We start from the raw sequence: 13,965 nt of genomic DNA, 5'->3' as shown, positions 1-13,965 counted from the left end.
AGGGTGGGGGTACGGGCGTTGTGCCAGGTGGGCGGGTGTCAGATGTCGTCCCAGGGGACGGTGTCCCAGGCTGTGTGCAAGGCCTTGGTGAGCTGGTCGTGTTCGTCGAAGACGATGTCGTCGACGGCGGCTATGCGGCGGGCCGGGGAGTGGGAGTTGACGGCGGCGGCGGCCAGGAGGTCGGGGAGGTCGTCGCGGCGGACGGGGCGCATGGTCCAGGGGATGCCGGTCATGGACATCGCGATCTGGAGCAGGACTATGGTGACGCCCTTGAGCATGGGGGCCATGGGGAGGACGACCTGGCCGCCGTCCCAGAAGGCCACGTTCCAGGTTGAGCCCTCGCGTACCAGGGCGTCGGGGCCGATGAACAGCGCGTCGTCGTAGCCGGCCTCGCGGGCCGTGCGCTGGGCGTAGCGGAGGCCCATGGTGGCGCTGTGCTTCTGCTCGGGCCAGGGACGTTCGTAGAGCTCGGTGCGCACGCGGATCGGGGTGGTGGGTTCCTCGACCGGGTCGGAGACCGAGATCAGGACACCCTCGTCGGTGTACGCGACGCGCACCGAGGCGTCGGACCGGTCGCCGAGGGCGTGCCGGATCCAGGAACGCAGGCGCAGTTCGTCGTCGACGTCGCCGCGGTCGCCGAAGAACTTCTCGTTGGCGTCGTCGAGGCGGGCCAGGTGGAGGGCCATGCCGCGGACCTTGCCGTCGCGGACCTGCATCGAGGTGAAGTGGCCGTAGTTGGTGACGGCGATCGTGGCCAGCGCCTGGGCGCTCGGAGGCTGGCCGTTCAGCTCGATGTGCAGCACCGGATCAGGCTACGGCGTCCGGCTGGTGGGACGCCGGGCCCGCCGCGCCAGGACGCTCGTGTCGGCCACGGCGGCGCAATGCTGGTCGTTGTTGAAATAGGCGTACGCCTCGCCACGGCCGGGCAGCCGCGACAGCCAGGAATCGAGGGCTTTCACCCCGTACCTCGGCCAGGGGTTGGCCCGGCCCTCGTGGAAGCGCACGTAGCTCCACCCGGCGGTGACCCACAACGGCGACTGCGGCCGTCCCCGGCGGTCGGCCCAGGCCAGCGCCGCGCCGTGCTCGCCGAGGACGTCGCGCACCTGGTCGGTCCACCACGACGGGTGCCGCGGCTCGACGGCGACGCGGACGTCGGCGGGGAAGTGCCGCAGCGTCTCGTCCAGCGCCGCGGGGTCGGCGCGCATCGTCGGCGGCAACTGGATCAGCACCGGACCCAGCTTGTCGCCGAGCCCGGCGGCCCGCGAGAGGAACCGGGCCACCGGCTCCGCGGGCTCCTTCAGCCGCTTGATGTGCGTGAGGTAGCGGCTCATCTTGACCGCGAACGAGAAGTCGGCGGGCGTGCGCTTGCGCCAGCCCTCGAACGTCGACTTCTCGGGCAGGCGGTAGAAGGCGTTGTTCACCTCGACCGTCGCGAAGGATTCCGCGTATCGCTCCAGCCACAGCCGTTGCGGCAGCTTGTCCGGATAGAAGGCGCCCTTCCAGTCCCGGTACTGCCAGCCCGAGGTTCCTATCATCAACACCAGCCGTGCATACCCCGGGCCGTTGGAGGGTAGTCCGGGGATCTCAGCGAAAGGAGATCGTCATGCGACTCAGTGACGAGGACATCACTTCTGGTGGCAGCGCGGCCGGCGAAGGCCCGGCCGACGGTGGCGCTAACCCGGGCGGCCACGACGGTGGCGCGGACGGCAGCGCCGGTGGCGAGGGACCCGCGGACGGCGGCGCCAACCCGGGCGGCCACGACGGCGGCGCGGACGGCGGCGCGGGCGGTGAAGGCCCCGCGGACGGCGGCGCCAACCCGGGCGGCCACGACGGCGGCGCTGACGGCACGGCCTGACCCGTGCTCTCCCGCATCATCTCGACCGACCCGGACAAGTTCGCCGACGCGTACTGGGGGCGGCAGCCGCTGCTCTCCCGCGCCGGCGAACTTCCGGGCGGTGGTTTCACCGATCTGTTCTCCCCCGCCGACGCGGACGAGCTGATCAGCCGCCGCGGTCTGCGCACCCCGTTCCTGCGGGTGGCAGACCGCGGCACCGTTCTGCCGGCCACCCGGTTCACCGGGCCCGGCGGTCTCGGCGCGGAGGTGGGCGACCAGGTCGCCGACGACAAGATCCTCCGCCTGTACGCCGACGGCGCGACGCTCGTCTTCCAGGGCCTGCACCGCATCTGGCCGCCGCTGATCGAGTTCATCCAGGAACTGGGCGCCGAACTCAACCAGCCGCTGCAGGTCAATGCCTACCTGACCCCGCCCGGCAACCAGGGTTTCGCCACCCACTACGACACCCACGACGTGTTCGTCCTGCAGGTCGACGGCACCAAGCGCTGGATCATCCACGAGCCGGTGATCTCCGAGCCGCTGGAACGTCAGGCGTGGGGCGAGCGCCGGGACGAGGTGACCGCCACGGCATCCGGCGCGTCCGCCCTCGACGTCGTCCTCCGGCCGGGCGACGCGCTGTACCTGCCGCGGGGCTGGCTGCACGCCGCCTCGGCGCAGGACGCGCGGTCGCTGCACCTGACCATCGGGATCCGCGCGTTCACCCGCTACACGATCGTCGAGGAGCTGCTCCGGCTGGCCGCCTCCGATCAGCGGTTGCGGGCGACCCTGCCGTACGGGCTCGACCTGACCGATCCGGCGGCGATCGGCCCCGCGCTCGCCGACACGGTCGCCGCCCTCCAGGAGTGGCTGCCCACGGCCGACCCCGAGGAGGTCGCCGACGGCCTGCGCGAGCGGGTGTGGCCGGCCGCCCGCCCGGCGCCGATCGCGCCGCTGTCCCAGCTCGACTTCGCCGAGGCGCTGACCCCGGACGACCTGGTCCGGGCCCGGCACGGGTTGCGCTGGCGGCTGGCCGAGGACGGCGCCGAGCACGTCGTGCTGCGGTTGTCGGGGCGGACGCTGCGGTTCCCGGCCTACTGCGCGACCGCGCTGCGCATGGTTCTGTCCGGCGAGCCGTACCGCGTCGGGGATCTTCCGCTCGACGACGACGCCGACCGTCTCGTGCTGGCCCGGCGCCTGCTCAAGGAAGCGGTCATCGTCCCGGGTCGATAGGGTATCGCCGGTGAAATCGCTCGAGGAGGCCGGCAGTTAATCGTCGAGCAGGTCGATCAGGGTGCTCGCGTTGCGCTGGGCGTAGTCGGAGTAGCAGTTGTTCATGAAGACCTGGGTGGTGGCGGTCTCGGCGGACAACTCCTTGAGGCGGGGCGCCCACGTGGCCAGTTCGTCGGCGGAGTACTCGTACCCGAACTTCTCGTGGATGTCCTTGCTCGTCCATTTGTCGCTGTGGCCGTGGAAGCGGACCACGGCCAGGTCGGCGGTCGCGGCGACGATCGGCGGGACGGAGGACTTGTGGCCCTGCGGCATGTCCACGCAGACGAAGGGGAGCTTGTGGGCGCGCAGGAAGTCGAGGGTCTCGTTCTGGTTGGCGCCCTCGAACCACGACGCGTTGCGTAGCTCGAAGACCGGGCGCAGCGGCTTGCACCGGGCGGCCACCTCGAGCATGTACTCCTTGTTGGACTTGCGGATGCCGAACCACGGCGGGAACTGGAACAGCAGCGCGCCCAGCTTGCCCGCCTCGACCAGCGGGTCGAGGGCGCTCAGGAAACGCGACCAGATCTCCTCGTACGCCTGGGGCGGAAGGTCCTGCGGGTAGACGTTCTTCTTGTCGGTCTCCGGACGCAGGTCCTTGTAGATCGAGCTGACCTTGGTCGGGTGCCCGGTGAGCAGGCTGAACGCCTTGATGTTGAAGGTGAACCCGGCGGGCGTACGCTCCGCCCACAGCCTGGTGGTCTGCTCGTTGGGCGGGCCGTAGTAGGTGGCGTCGACCTCGACCACCGGAAACTGCCTGGCGTAGTAGGCCAGGCGCTTCTCCGGGTTGGTGGCGGTCTGCGGGTACCAGCCCGAGTCGAGCAGCGTGCGGTCGGTCCACGAGGCGGTCCCGACCTGGATCTTCCCCATCCCGGCACGGTAGCCCGGATAGGCGAAGTCCGCCGGTGCACGACCGGCGGACTTCTCGAAAACGCGGTCAGCCGGCGCGGCGCTCCCGCGTCGACTTGCAGGCCACACAGGTGGTGGCCGACGGGAACACCTCGAGGCGGGCGACCGGGATGGGCTGGTGGCACCCGTCGCAGTTGCCGTAGGTGCCCTCGTCCAAGCGCTGCAGGGCGACCTCCGCCTGCTCACGCCGGTCCAGGAGGGTACGCAGCAGCGAGTTGGCCGCGTCCCGTTCCGCCGTCTTGGACCCGCTGTCGGCCTGGTCGTCACCGGCGGCGTCGCCGATCTCGACGAGGCGCAGCTTCTGGCTCTCCGCCACGGCGTGGGCGTACTCGGTGTCGAGCGAGTCGAAGCGCTCCCGAAGAACCACCCGGATCTGGTCGATCTCCTCCGCGGAACGCCCCTTGACGGCACTCTTACCCGCGATCACTGCTCCGTTGACGAGCATGCGTCCCCCTGCCCTTCCCTCTGCCCCTTACCGGTGGGCTCCCCCGCCAGGAGTCTCCACACCGTGGAGCCGCCTGATACCCACCGTCGAAGATCCCAAACCGGATCTTCGCTGAAAAGTAGTCGGAGCATAACTGTCCGTACTGGTTTCCGCTATGGACCCGGCGAACAGGCCCTCGATTCGCAGGTCACCAGGGGTCTGGGCGGTCCAGTACCTGGAACATCAGAAGCGGTCGAGGACGAGCGCGGGGCGGGTTGGATGGTCCATCCGGACCACAAAATCGGCGAAGGAAGCGGGGTCGACCTCCTCGGCATAGCGGGCGTACGCGGGCAGCGTCCACGCCTCGGCCGGGTCGGTGCGGCGGGCCAGCGCGGCCGGTGACAGTTCCAGGTGAACGCTGAGGTCGAAGGGCAGGCCGGCGCCCAGCAGCAGGGCGCCGCTGACGATCACGACCGCGCGGGCGGGCAGGTCGGCGTAGGGCTCGCGGGCGGCCCGGTCGGTGTCCGCGTTCCAGAGCCGGGTGATGATCTTGCCGGTGCCGCCCGGGCCGGCCGGGTCGAGCACCTCACGGCGCAGCCCGGCCTCGTCGACCCAGGCCGAGTAGAACGAGTCGGGATCGGTCCGGCCCAGCTCGAAGCGCAGGGAGGCGGGGCGGAGGAAGTCGGCCGTACGGACATGGACGGCCGGACGGCCGCGCAGCCGCAGCGGGTCGACCAGAGCGTCGGCGAGAGCCTCGGGCCGGGCCGCGGGAGCGCCGTCGACGGCCACCCGCAGCAGGTCGTCGGAGCCGGCCAGGTGGTCGGCCAGCTCCTCGATCAGGATCTCGGGTGAAACCGGGCGTACGCGCAAGATCAGTCGTGCGGCTGAACCACGATGTTGGCGTCGTCGGCCAACCGGTAGCCGACGCCGTAGACCGTGGTGATCAGCGGCACCTGCGGGCCGAGCTTGAGGCGCAGCCGGCGGACGTGCACGTCGACCGTGCGCTCACCGGTGTGCTCGTAGCCCCACACGCCGGCCAGCAGCTGGGCACGGGTGAACACGCGACGGCGGTTGCCGGCCAGGAACTGGAGCAGCTCGAACTCGAGCCGGGTCAGCGGCAGGGCCGTGCCGTCGACCAGCACCTGGCGGGAGGCGACCAGCAGGCGCACCTCGGGGCCGGTGCCGAGCTCGCCGGCGAACTCGGACGGCAGCAGCGCGGCCGGCCGCTCGGCCACCTGGCCACCCGCCTCGGCGAGGTCACGGACCGCGTCGATCAGGCGCTGGGCCTCGGGGCTCAGCTCCTGTTCGGTCATCGGAATGGTGATCGTCAGGGTCAGCGAGGGCGCCGCCACGGGCGTCTCGAACGTTGCCGGTTCGGGTGAGCGGCGGGCCGCCGGAACACGCGCCGCCCTCGTGCTGTGCCGTCCCGGACGTGCTTTCACTGCCGTGCCCGGCATGATCGGACCCTCCCCAGCGCCGCGTGAATTGGCGCACGAAAATGCATTTCCCGCGCCAAAGAACCGTGCAAAACAGTAGCGCGCCCGGCCCACCGGCACAGTCGGATATCACTCGTTCTCGTGTGCGATTCTCGTCACGATGTGGACTTTTTCTTAATGGCCGGTAAGCGGGAGACGCCAACCCGGCAGCGATGGCCACCGCACGGTCAGAACCACGGTTTCCTGGTCACCGGCTCGCCATGAATGGTCTTCACCGGGACCCCAGACGACGTAGTCGCCCGGATCTCGCAAGACCACGGTGCGATCACGCAACTCGATGTCGAACGCGCCGCGGATCAGCACCAGCAACGCCGTACGCGTCTCGCCGACGGCCCACGCCGCGCGCCGATCACCGGGCGGATGGACGCCCCACTTCACCTCGACGTCACGCGAGTGCCGGAGTTCGCCCTCGGGCATGAAATGTCCCAGCAGCCAGCCCTGATTGCGGGCGCCGTCCGCACCCGCGCGGCCGACGTAGACGCTGTCACCCACCCGGGAAGGTTATCTTCGGCAGGTGGCAGACGATGTGGCGGGCCCCGCGGCGGCGTTCCTGGCGGCCCTGGACGAGCGACAGGCGGCGGTGGCCCGGCGGCCGTTCGGGGACGGGCAGCGGCGCTGGCTGGAGTACCGGCCGGAGCCCCGGCCCGGCCTGCTGCTCGGCGACATGGGCCCGGTGGCCCGCAAGGCCGCACACCGGCTGCTCGCGACCGCGCTCGCTCCCCCGGCGTACGCGCAGGCCATGGCCGTGATCGCGCTCGAAGAGGTGCTCGACCGCCGGGAGAACTGGGTCCGCGGCCGGCATAGCGACGACTACCGGGTGGTGATCTTCGGGACGCCCGGCGACGACCGGTGGGCCTGGCGGTTCGAGGGGCACCACCTGTCCGTGACGATCACGGTGGTGGACGGCGTGGTGTCGCCGGCGCCGATCTTCCTGGGCGCCAATCCGGCCCGGGTCGATCTGGCCGGCCGCCCGGCGCTCCGGCCGCTGGGCGTCGAGGAAGACCTGGGCCGCGCGATCCTGCTCGGGCTGCCGCCGGCCCAGCGCGACCGGGCGATCGTGAACGACCAGGCGCCGTACGACATCTACTCCGGCCCGCGGCCGTCCTCGTCCCGACTCGAGCCGGTCGGCCTGCCTCGTCGCGATATGCCGGGAGCTATCGGAAACATGCTTGATGAGCTCGTGGAGATCTACCTCGGCCGCTCGGCATATCCGTTAAATACGGATAATCTCCATTTCGCGTGGGAGGGGCCGCCCGGACCCAGCATCGGGCACTACTACCGGATCCAAGGCGACGACCTGCTCATTGAATTCGACAACACCACGGCCGACGGCAACCACGCACACACCGTGCTGCGCCGCCCGCGCGCGGAGTTCGGCGGCGACCTGCTCGCCGAGCACCACGCCCAGGGGTCCTAGTTACCGCTCGAGGTGAGGCGCCGGCCGACCGCCGCGATCAGGCGGTCGAGCTCGGAGCCGAACGGGTTGTCGTGCACCAGGTAGGTCCAGGTGGCGCTGGGCCGCACGAGATCGGCGCGGTCCGGCTGCCAGCCGTCCGACAGGTCGACCTCTTCGAAGGTCGCCAGGGTGCGCGCCTCGATCTCGGTGAAAACCTTCTGGAACGCCGGTACGGCCGCCCGGTGGAACTCGTCCAGCGGGTCGAGCTTGCCCAGCGCCCGCAGGTGCACACCCTCGCGGACCTCGGACAGCTCGGCCAGGTGTTCGGCCCAGAGCCGGTCGAGGTGGAACAGCGCGATCGACCGGGCGGCGTCGGAGAGCACGTCCTCGTCGATCTCCTTGGCCTTCTCGGGCGACCGCTCCAGCAGCATGATCGCCGCCACCTCGGAGGTGAGCAGGCGCTCGCGGCGCTCGGCCAGCGCCACCCGCTGCTGCTCGATCACCACGCTGTAGCGCCAGGTGTTGCGGTGGATCTCGTGGTTCACGCCCTCGGCGACCCGCTGGGCGTGCTCGACGGCGTACTCCACCGCGTCGTCGTGCACCACGCCGTCCATGTCCATCCGCGGCGAGGCCGGCAGGATGTCGCCGGCGTGCCGGGTGACCAGGTTGTCCTCCAGGCTGACGAAGAACACCGAGCCGCCCGGGTCGCCCTGCCGGCCGGCGCGGCCACGGAGCTGGTCGTCCACGCGGCGGCTGTCGTGCCGGCCGGAGCCGATCACGTACAGCCCGCCGAGCTCGACCACCTTCTCGCGGTCCTTCTCGTCCGAGCCACCCAGCCGGATGTCGACGCCGCGACCGGCCATCTGGGTCGACACGGTGACCGCGGCCAGCGCGCCCGCCTCGGCGATGATCGCCGCCTCTTCCGCGTCGTTCTTCGCGTTCAGCACGTTGCTCGGCACACCGGCCGCCGCCAGCTGCTTGGCCAGCAGCTCGGACGCCTTCACGTCCAGGGTGCCGATCAGCACCGGGCGGCCCTTGTCGTGGGCGATCTTGATCTCTTCGACCAGCGCCTCGTCGCGCATGTCGTGCGCCGAGTAGATGCGGTCGGGCTCGTCCTCACGGATGTTCTCGGTGTTCGGCGGGATCACCGCGACCTCGAGGCCGAAGTACTCGCGGAGCTGCTCGCCGACGTGCACCGCGGTCGCGGTCATGCCGCACTTCGTCTTGTACAGCGCGATGAACGCCTGCACGGTGATCGTGTCGAGGACCTCGCCCTCGGCCGTCGCGGTGAGGCCCTCCTTGGCCTCGACCGCCGCCTGCAGGCCGTCGGGCCAGCGCCGCCGCTGGGCGACCCGGCCGCGCATCTCGTCGATCAGCTCGACCGTGCCGCCGCGCACGATGTAGTCGACGTCGCGGCGGAGCAGCGCGTGGGCGTGCAGCGCGACGTTCACCGCGGACAGGTGGGCGACCTGGTCGTCGGCGTACAGGTCGATGCCGAGCTTCTCCTCGAGCTTCTTCAGGCCGGCGTCGGTGAAGGCGACGCTCCGCGCGTCGTCGGCCACCTCGTAGTCCTTGCCGGCCTTGAGGTCACGGACCAGATCGGCCGCCTCGTGCACCGGGTCGGCCTCGGTGGCCAGGCTGCCGGCCAGCACCATGGGCACGCGGGCCTCGTCGATCAGGATCGAGTCGGCCTCGTCCACGATGCACGTCGCGAGGTCGCGCTGCACCCGGTCGGCCACGTCGGTGACCAGCTGGTCGCGCAGGTAGTCGAAGCCGGACTCGGACACCGACACGTAGGTGACGTCGGCGCCGTACGCCTCGCGTCGTTCCTCCGGGGTGGACGATTCGGTCACCCAGCCCACGGTCAGGCCGAGCAGGGTGAAGACCGGTTCCATCCAGGTGGCGTCGCGGCGGGCCAGGTAGTCGTTGACGGTGAGGATGTGCACGGGGCCGTGGCCGGTGCGGACGTGGCCGTACGCGGCGATCGTCGCGGTCAGGGTCTTGCCCTCACCGGTGGCCATCTCGGCGACCTTGCCCGAGAGCAGCGCCATCGCGCCGAGCAGCTGCACGTCGAACGGGCGCTCGTCGAGGGCGCGGCGGGCGGCCTCACGTCCGACGGCGCAGATGTCGGTGAAATCGGTGGCCTCGGCGGCCTTCGCGGTCAGCGCCTCGTCGTCCAGTTCCTTCAGGTCGTCCTCGAGCGCCTCGATCGCGGGGAGCCGCTTCTCGAACGGCGCGAGATCGACCGTCGTACCCGGACGCTGCAAGAACTTGCGGAACCGCTTCTTCAACCGCTGCGACACACCCATGGCCGGTTACGGTACTTCACTTTCCTGGACGGATGGTGTCGACTCCCGGCACCAGCAGTTGTTGTGTGGCCAGCTCGCGATAGAGCGGGCTGGTCACGAGCAGTTCGTCGTGCGAACCGGTGGCCACCACCCGTCCCGCCTCCAGCACGACGATGACGTCCGAGTCGATCACCGTGCTCAGCCGGTGGGCCACCACGAGCAGGGTTCGATCATGGGCCGCGGCGCCGATCGCGCCGCGCAGGGCGGCCTCATTGCGGGCGTCGAGGTTGCTGGTGGGCTCGTCCAGCAGGAGGATGGGCGCGCCGCTGAGCAGGGTACGGGCGATGGCGAGCCGTTGTCGTTCGCCGCCGGAGAGCAGCACCCCGCCCTCGCCCACCTCCGTGTCGAGCCCCTCGGGGGTCCGGTCCAGCAGGCCCGAGAGGTTGACCTCGGCCAGGGCCCGCCGCAACCGCTCGTCGTCGGCGTCCGGCGCGGTCAGCAGCAGGTTGTCGCGGAGGGTGCCGGCCAGCACCGGCGCCTCCTGCTCGACATAGCCGAGCATTTCTCTCAGAGAGTTTCGAGGCAGGTCGCGGATGTCGACGCCGCCGACCTGGACGACGCCGCCGGTGACGTCGTAGAAGCGCTCGATCAACTGGAGGATCGTCGACTTGCCGGCGCCGCTGGGCCCGACGAGCGCGACCCGGGTCTTCTCCTCGACGGTGAAGCTGACGTCGTTCAGAACCGGCGTCTCGCCGTACGCGAAGGTGACGTCCTTGAATTCGATCTTTCCGCCGTTCGCGGTTTGTCCGGTTCGGTCGCTGGAATCCTCGGTCGGCAGCTCCAGGATCTCCTCGATCCTTCGCAACGCGCCCAGCCCGGTCTGCACCTGGGTGTACGCGTTCAGCGCCTGCCCCAGCGGCTGCACCAGGAAGAACAGGAACAGGATGAACGCCACCAGGTCGCCCACGCCGATCGCCCCCGACGCCACCCGCGCCCCGCCCGCCCCCAGGACCAGCAGGAAGGCACCCTGGATGGCGGCGTTCGCGGCCGGGACGATGGCGGCGCGCAGGCGCGCGACGCGTACCCCCGCCTCGAAAGCCCGCTCCGCACCCACCCCGACCGCCTCGGTCTCACGCTCCTCGGCGCGGCTCGCGCGGATCGTGCGCGCCGCCGAGATCGCCCGCTCCACCGCCGAGGTCATCTCGCCCAGCCGGGCCTGAGCCTCCTCCGACAGCGGCCGGATCCGCCGCGACACCACCATGGCGATCGCCATGCCGATGCCCAGCGCCACCACCGCCACCCCGAACAGCACCGGGTCGAGCACGATCATCGCGATCGTCGCACCGACCCCCATCACCAGGCCGGCCACCAGCTCGAACAGCCCCGACGTCACCACGGCCCGGAACAGCGTGGTGTCGGCGCCCATCCGGGACAGCAGGTCACCGGTGCGGCGGCGGTCGTACTCGGCGATCGGCAGCCGCAGCAGATGGGCCGCGAGCCTTCTCCGCGTCGTCAGGACCAAACCCTCGGCGGTGCGCTGAAGCAGGTAGTCGCGGGCCGCGCCCAGCCCCGCCCCGATGATCAACAGGCCGGTGAGCAGCCAGACCGTGGTCGCGATCGGCTTCCGGTCGGTCAGCCCGTCCAGCAGCTCCCGGATCAGCACCGGCTGCGCCAGCGTGGCCAGCGCGCCGACCAGCGACAACGCCGCCACCACGGCCAGCGTCGCGCGATGCCGGCGCAGGTAGGGCAGCAGCGCCTTCATAGGGCCTTCACGAGCTGAAGGCTAGTTGGTTTGCGCATCGTCCCCTTGGTTTGCGCATCGTCCCCGCCGGGCACGTTCACGCGGCAGTTGACCATCGGAGGAACAACTTGGCGAGCCAGCTGGTCTGTCGGCCGGAGCGGGACCTGCCGGTGGCGGTCCTGCGCGTCCGCGGCCGCGTGGACGAGGAGACCGGCGAGGCGCTGCGGGTGGCCGTACGCCGCTGCCTGGCCCCCCAGCCCGAGGCGTTGCTCATCGACCTGGCCGGCACCGACCTGGCCACCCTCGGCGTGATCCCCGACCTGGTGAGCGACACCACCGAATGGCCCAACGTGCCGGTCATCCTGTGCGGGGCCACCCGGCACGACGTGGTCCACCCCCAGATCGGGTACGCCGACACGGTCGCGAAGGCGATGGCCGAGATCGCCGACGAGCCCGAGCCGCGCCGGATCCGCGTCCGCTTCCGCCCCGTCCCCGACGCCTGCCGCCAGGTTCGCCACCTGGTCGTCCAGACCTGCTCCGCCTGGCAGCACAGCGAGGCCGCGTCGACGGCGTCCCTGGTCGCCACCGAACTGGTGGCCAACGTGGTCCGGCACGCGCACACCACGATGGAGTTCACCCTCGGGCTGCGCGACAACCGCATCTGCCTGACCGTCCGCGACGGAAGCCCGCGCCTCCCGAGGCCGTCCGAGCCCGGGGTGACCGAGACCGGCGGGCGCGGGTTGCGCCTGGTCCGGGCGTTGACCCAGTCGTGGGGCGTCCATCCCTACGCCGACGGGAAGGTCGTCTGGACCCACCTGGGTCTGGCCTGAGCCGTCTCAGCGCTTCCGCCTCAGCGCTTCCGCCTCAGCGCTTCCGCCTCAGCGCTTCCGCCTCAGCGCTCTGGGAAGCCGCTCGGTCCCTGCTCTTCCACGCCTTCCTCGCCCTTCACGCGTTTTTCGGTTGGCGCCGAGGCGCGTCGAGGCAGTCCGCTGGGTGCGGCTTCAGGATCATCAGACCCATTCCCCGGTACGCCCGGAGCACCGCTCCCCGCGCCGGACAGCCCCGACGGGGCCCCGTTTTCCTGACCCGGACGCGAGCCGACCAAGCCGGCCAGCCCTGATGCCACGCTCGCCAGCCCCGACGGCGCGCCGGCCCCGAACTGAGCGGGCTGGTCCGCCGCCGCCTCTCCCGCCGCCGCTGTCCCGCCGCCGGCTGACCCCAGTCCCGGATAGCCCGGGCCGGCGTTGCCAGGCTGCTGCCCCGCGAAGCTCGGCCCGGCGTTCCCGCCCTGGGACCCGGCGTTCCCGCCCTGGGGCTGGTTGGCCATGGGCCGGTTGAGCTGCCCCATCTGAGGCAGCTCCAACGGCGGGCGGTTGGGGTTGATCGGCGCGGTGGTTGCCTGCTGCCCCAAGGCCACCTCCCCTGGCCCACCCGGCCCGACACCGTGACCCGGCGTCGCACCATGACCACCGAGCTCAACACCCTGACCGGATCCAGCGCCGTGACCGCCCGGCCCACCAGCATGACCCGGCCCTACGCCGTGACCGCCCGGCCCACCAGCATGACCCGGCCCTGCACCGTGACCGCCCGGCCCACCCACGCCTGGACCCGACCCGCCCGGACCAGCACCATGCGCACCCAACCCGGCCGCGCCGCCCTGACCTTGGCCGGCTACCGCTCCCTGGCTCGGACCCGGCTGCTCCATGGGCCGGTTGAGCTGTCCCATCTGCGGCGGCTCCAGCGGCGGGCGGTTGGGGTTGATCGACTGCAAGCCGCCTCCGCCTGGAACCGGCTCCCCCGGCCGCCCGAATCCGCCCTGGCCCGGTTGCCCGAGAGCCCCGCCTTGTCCACTGTGTCCAGAGGTGAAGCCTTGCTGGCCGGCTCCTGGTCCGCTTGGCTGAGCCGGGCTGGCGCCGCCCAGCTGCGACTGCCCTGGGCCGACCGGCGGCGCTTGTCCAGGCCCGCCGGGCTGAGGCTGCCCCGCACCGCCCGACTGGAACTGACCCGCACCGCCCGACTGGAACTGACCCGCACCGCCCGGCTGGAAGTGACCCGCGCCGCCCTGGCGAGACTCGCCAGAACCACCAGGCTGGAGCTGACCTGAACCGCCGGGTTGAGACTGGCCGGAGCTACCCGATTGGGTGTGTTCGGTGCCCGACTGACCGAGGGCCGGCTGGCCTGGGCCCGACGCTGCCGGCTGGCCGAAGCTTGGACCAGCAGGCTGACCGAGACTTGGCTGCCCCAAACCCGATGCAGCCGGCTGCGGGCTGGTGGCCTGGCCGGGCCCAGGCAGGCCCTGCGGCCCGGACTGGGCGCCGCCCGGCTGACCCCACTGCGGGGCAGCGGACTGGCCCATCGACGAGGCGCTGCCAGGCTGGTTGAACTGTCCCGCAGGAGCTTGGGAAGCCTGACCCGGCTGACCAACCGCCGGTCCATTCATTCCCGGCTGCCCCGGCACGTTCTGACCCGGACCGCCAGCCTGGCCCGGCCCAGTCAGACCAGGACCACCAGGCTGACCCGGCCCAGTCAGACCAGGACCACCAGGCTGACCCGGCCCAGTCAGACCAGGACCACCAGGCTGACCCGGCCCAGTCAGACCAGGACCACCAGG

The 13,965-nt window shown here is 71.3% G+C and carries 15 protein-coding genes; 6 read left to right on the top strand and 9 right to left on the bottom strand.

Features of this window, described 5'->3' with window-relative positions:
• Positions 1 to 38: 38 nt before the first annotated feature.
• Together AB0M54_RS27695 and AB0M54_RS27690 are read right to left on the bottom strand one after the other, a co-directional pair.
• Positions 39 to 803 carry an aminotransferase class IV gene (locus tag AB0M54_RS27695; RefSeq protein WP_364474484.1) on the bottom strand — a complete coding sequence of 255 codons (765 nt, stop codon included), beginning with the start codon at positions 801 to 803 and terminating at the stop codon, positions 39 to 41.
• 9 nt (positions 804 to 812) lie between these two features.
• Complete coding sequence (locus AB0M54_RS27690; RefSeq protein WP_364327849.1) at positions 813 to 1,535, bottom strand: DUF72 domain-containing protein; 723 nt, start codon at positions 1,533 to 1,535, stop codon at positions 813 to 815.
• Positions 1,536 to 1,603: 68 nt separating this feature from the next.
• Between AB0M54_RS27690 and AB0M54_RS27685 the strand changes: the two genes are divergently transcribed.
• Positions 1,604 to 1,855 (top strand): BatC protein, encoded by a 252-nt coding sequence (locus AB0M54_RS27685; protein ID WP_364474483.1) that lies wholly within the window; start codon positions 1,604 to 1,606, stop codon positions 1,853 to 1,855.
• Between the two features lie 3 nt (positions 1,856 to 1,858).
• The gene (locus AB0M54_RS27680) at positions 1,859 to 3,064 is read left to right on the top strand and encodes a cupin domain-containing protein (protein WP_364474481.1); all 1,206 of its coding nucleotides are present in this window, start codon (positions 1,859 to 1,861) and stop codon (positions 3,062 to 3,064) included.
• Between the two features lie 36 nt (positions 3,065 to 3,100).
• Here the strand turns inward: AB0M54_RS27680 and AB0M54_RS27675 are convergent, their stop codons facing one another.
• From AB0M54_RS27675 to AB0M54_RS27655, 5 genes are all read right to left on the bottom strand, one after another.
• Positions 3,101 to 3,970, bottom strand: coding sequence for a DUF72 domain-containing protein (locus tag AB0M54_RS27675; protein WP_364327714.1), 870 nt, complete (start codon positions 3,968 to 3,970; stop codon positions 3,101 to 3,103).
• Between the two features lie 67 nt (positions 3,971 to 4,037).
• On the bottom strand, positions 4,038 to 4,454 hold the full coding sequence (locus AB0M54_RS27670; RefSeq protein ID WP_364327716.1) for a TraR/DksA C4-type zinc finger protein: 417 nt from the start codon (positions 4,452 to 4,454) through the stop codon (positions 4,038 to 4,040).
• Between the two features lie 222 nt (positions 4,455 to 4,676).
• Positions 4,677 to 5,303, bottom strand: a complete 627-nt coding sequence (locus tag AB0M54_RS27665; RefSeq protein ID WP_364474479.1) for a uridine kinase — start codon at positions 5,301 to 5,303, stop codon at positions 4,677 to 4,679.
• A 2-nt stretch (positions 5,304 to 5,305) separates the two neighbouring features.
• On the bottom strand, positions 5,306 to 5,785 hold the full coding sequence (locus AB0M54_RS27660; RefSeq protein WP_364474477.1) for a winged helix-turn-helix domain-containing protein: 480 nt from the start codon (positions 5,783 to 5,785) through the stop codon (positions 5,306 to 5,308).
• Between the two features lie 258 nt (positions 5,786 to 6,043).
• Complete coding sequence (locus AB0M54_RS27655; RefSeq protein WP_364474475.1) at positions 6,044 to 6,421, bottom strand: signal peptidase I; 378 nt, start codon at positions 6,419 to 6,421, stop codon at positions 6,044 to 6,046.
• A 22-nt stretch (positions 6,422 to 6,443) separates the two neighbouring features.
• On the opposite strand from AB0M54_RS27655, the gene AB0M54_RS27650 reads away from it, so the two are divergent.
• Positions 6,444 to 7,346, top strand: a complete 903-nt coding sequence (locus AB0M54_RS27650) for a DUF3500 domain-containing protein (RefSeq protein WP_364474473.1) — start codon at positions 6,444 to 6,446, stop codon at positions 7,344 to 7,346.
• Here AB0M54_RS27650 and secA2 read toward each other — a convergent pair.
• Both secA2 and AB0M54_RS27640 read right to left on the bottom strand, forming a co-directional pair.
• Positions 7,343 to 9,634 carry an accessory Sec system translocase SecA2 gene (gene secA2 / locus AB0M54_RS27645; RefSeq protein ID WP_364327730.1) on the bottom strand — a complete coding sequence of 764 codons (2,292 nt, stop codon included), beginning with the start codon at positions 9,632 to 9,634 and terminating at the stop codon, positions 7,343 to 7,345. The two genes, AB0M54_RS27650 and secA2, sit on opposite strands and share 4 nt — an antisense overlap.
• Positions 9,635 to 9,650: 16 nt before the next feature.
• Positions 9,651 to 11,375: an ABC transporter ATP-binding protein gene (locus AB0M54_RS27640; RefSeq protein ID WP_364327733.1), complete on the bottom strand. Its 1,725-nt coding sequence runs from the start codon at positions 11,373 to 11,375 to the stop codon at positions 9,651 to 9,653.
• A 107-nt stretch (positions 11,376 to 11,482) separates the two neighbouring features.
• Between AB0M54_RS27640 and AB0M54_RS27635 the strand changes: the two genes are divergently transcribed.
• The 3 genes from AB0M54_RS27635 to AB0M54_RS27625 form a co-directional block, all read left to right on the top strand.
• Positions 11,483 to 12,184 carry an ATP-binding protein gene (locus tag AB0M54_RS27635; protein ID WP_364474471.1) on the top strand — a complete coding sequence of 234 codons (702 nt, stop codon included), beginning with the start codon at positions 11,483 to 11,485 and terminating at the stop codon, positions 12,182 to 12,184.
• A gap of 632 nt (positions 12,185 to 12,816) precedes the next feature.
• Entirely contained in the window at positions 12,817 to 13,458 is a 642-nt protein-coding gene (locus AB0M54_RS27630) for a hypothetical protein (protein ID WP_364474469.1), read from the top strand.
• Between the two features lie 39 nt (positions 13,459 to 13,497).
• On the top strand, positions 13,498 to 13,965 hold a 468-nt coding region (locus AB0M54_RS27625), incomplete at its 3' end, for a hypothetical protein (protein WP_364474467.1).

Origin of the sequence: Actinoplanes sp. NPDC051470 (genome assembly GCF_040682035.1) — a bacterium.
Taxonomy (GTDB): Bacteria; Actinomycetota; Actinomycetes; order Mycobacteriales; family Micromonosporaceae; genus Actinoplanes.
The sequence above is the reverse complement of the archived record's forward strand: the minus strand, read 5'-3'. Positions and strand labels throughout refer to the sequence as shown.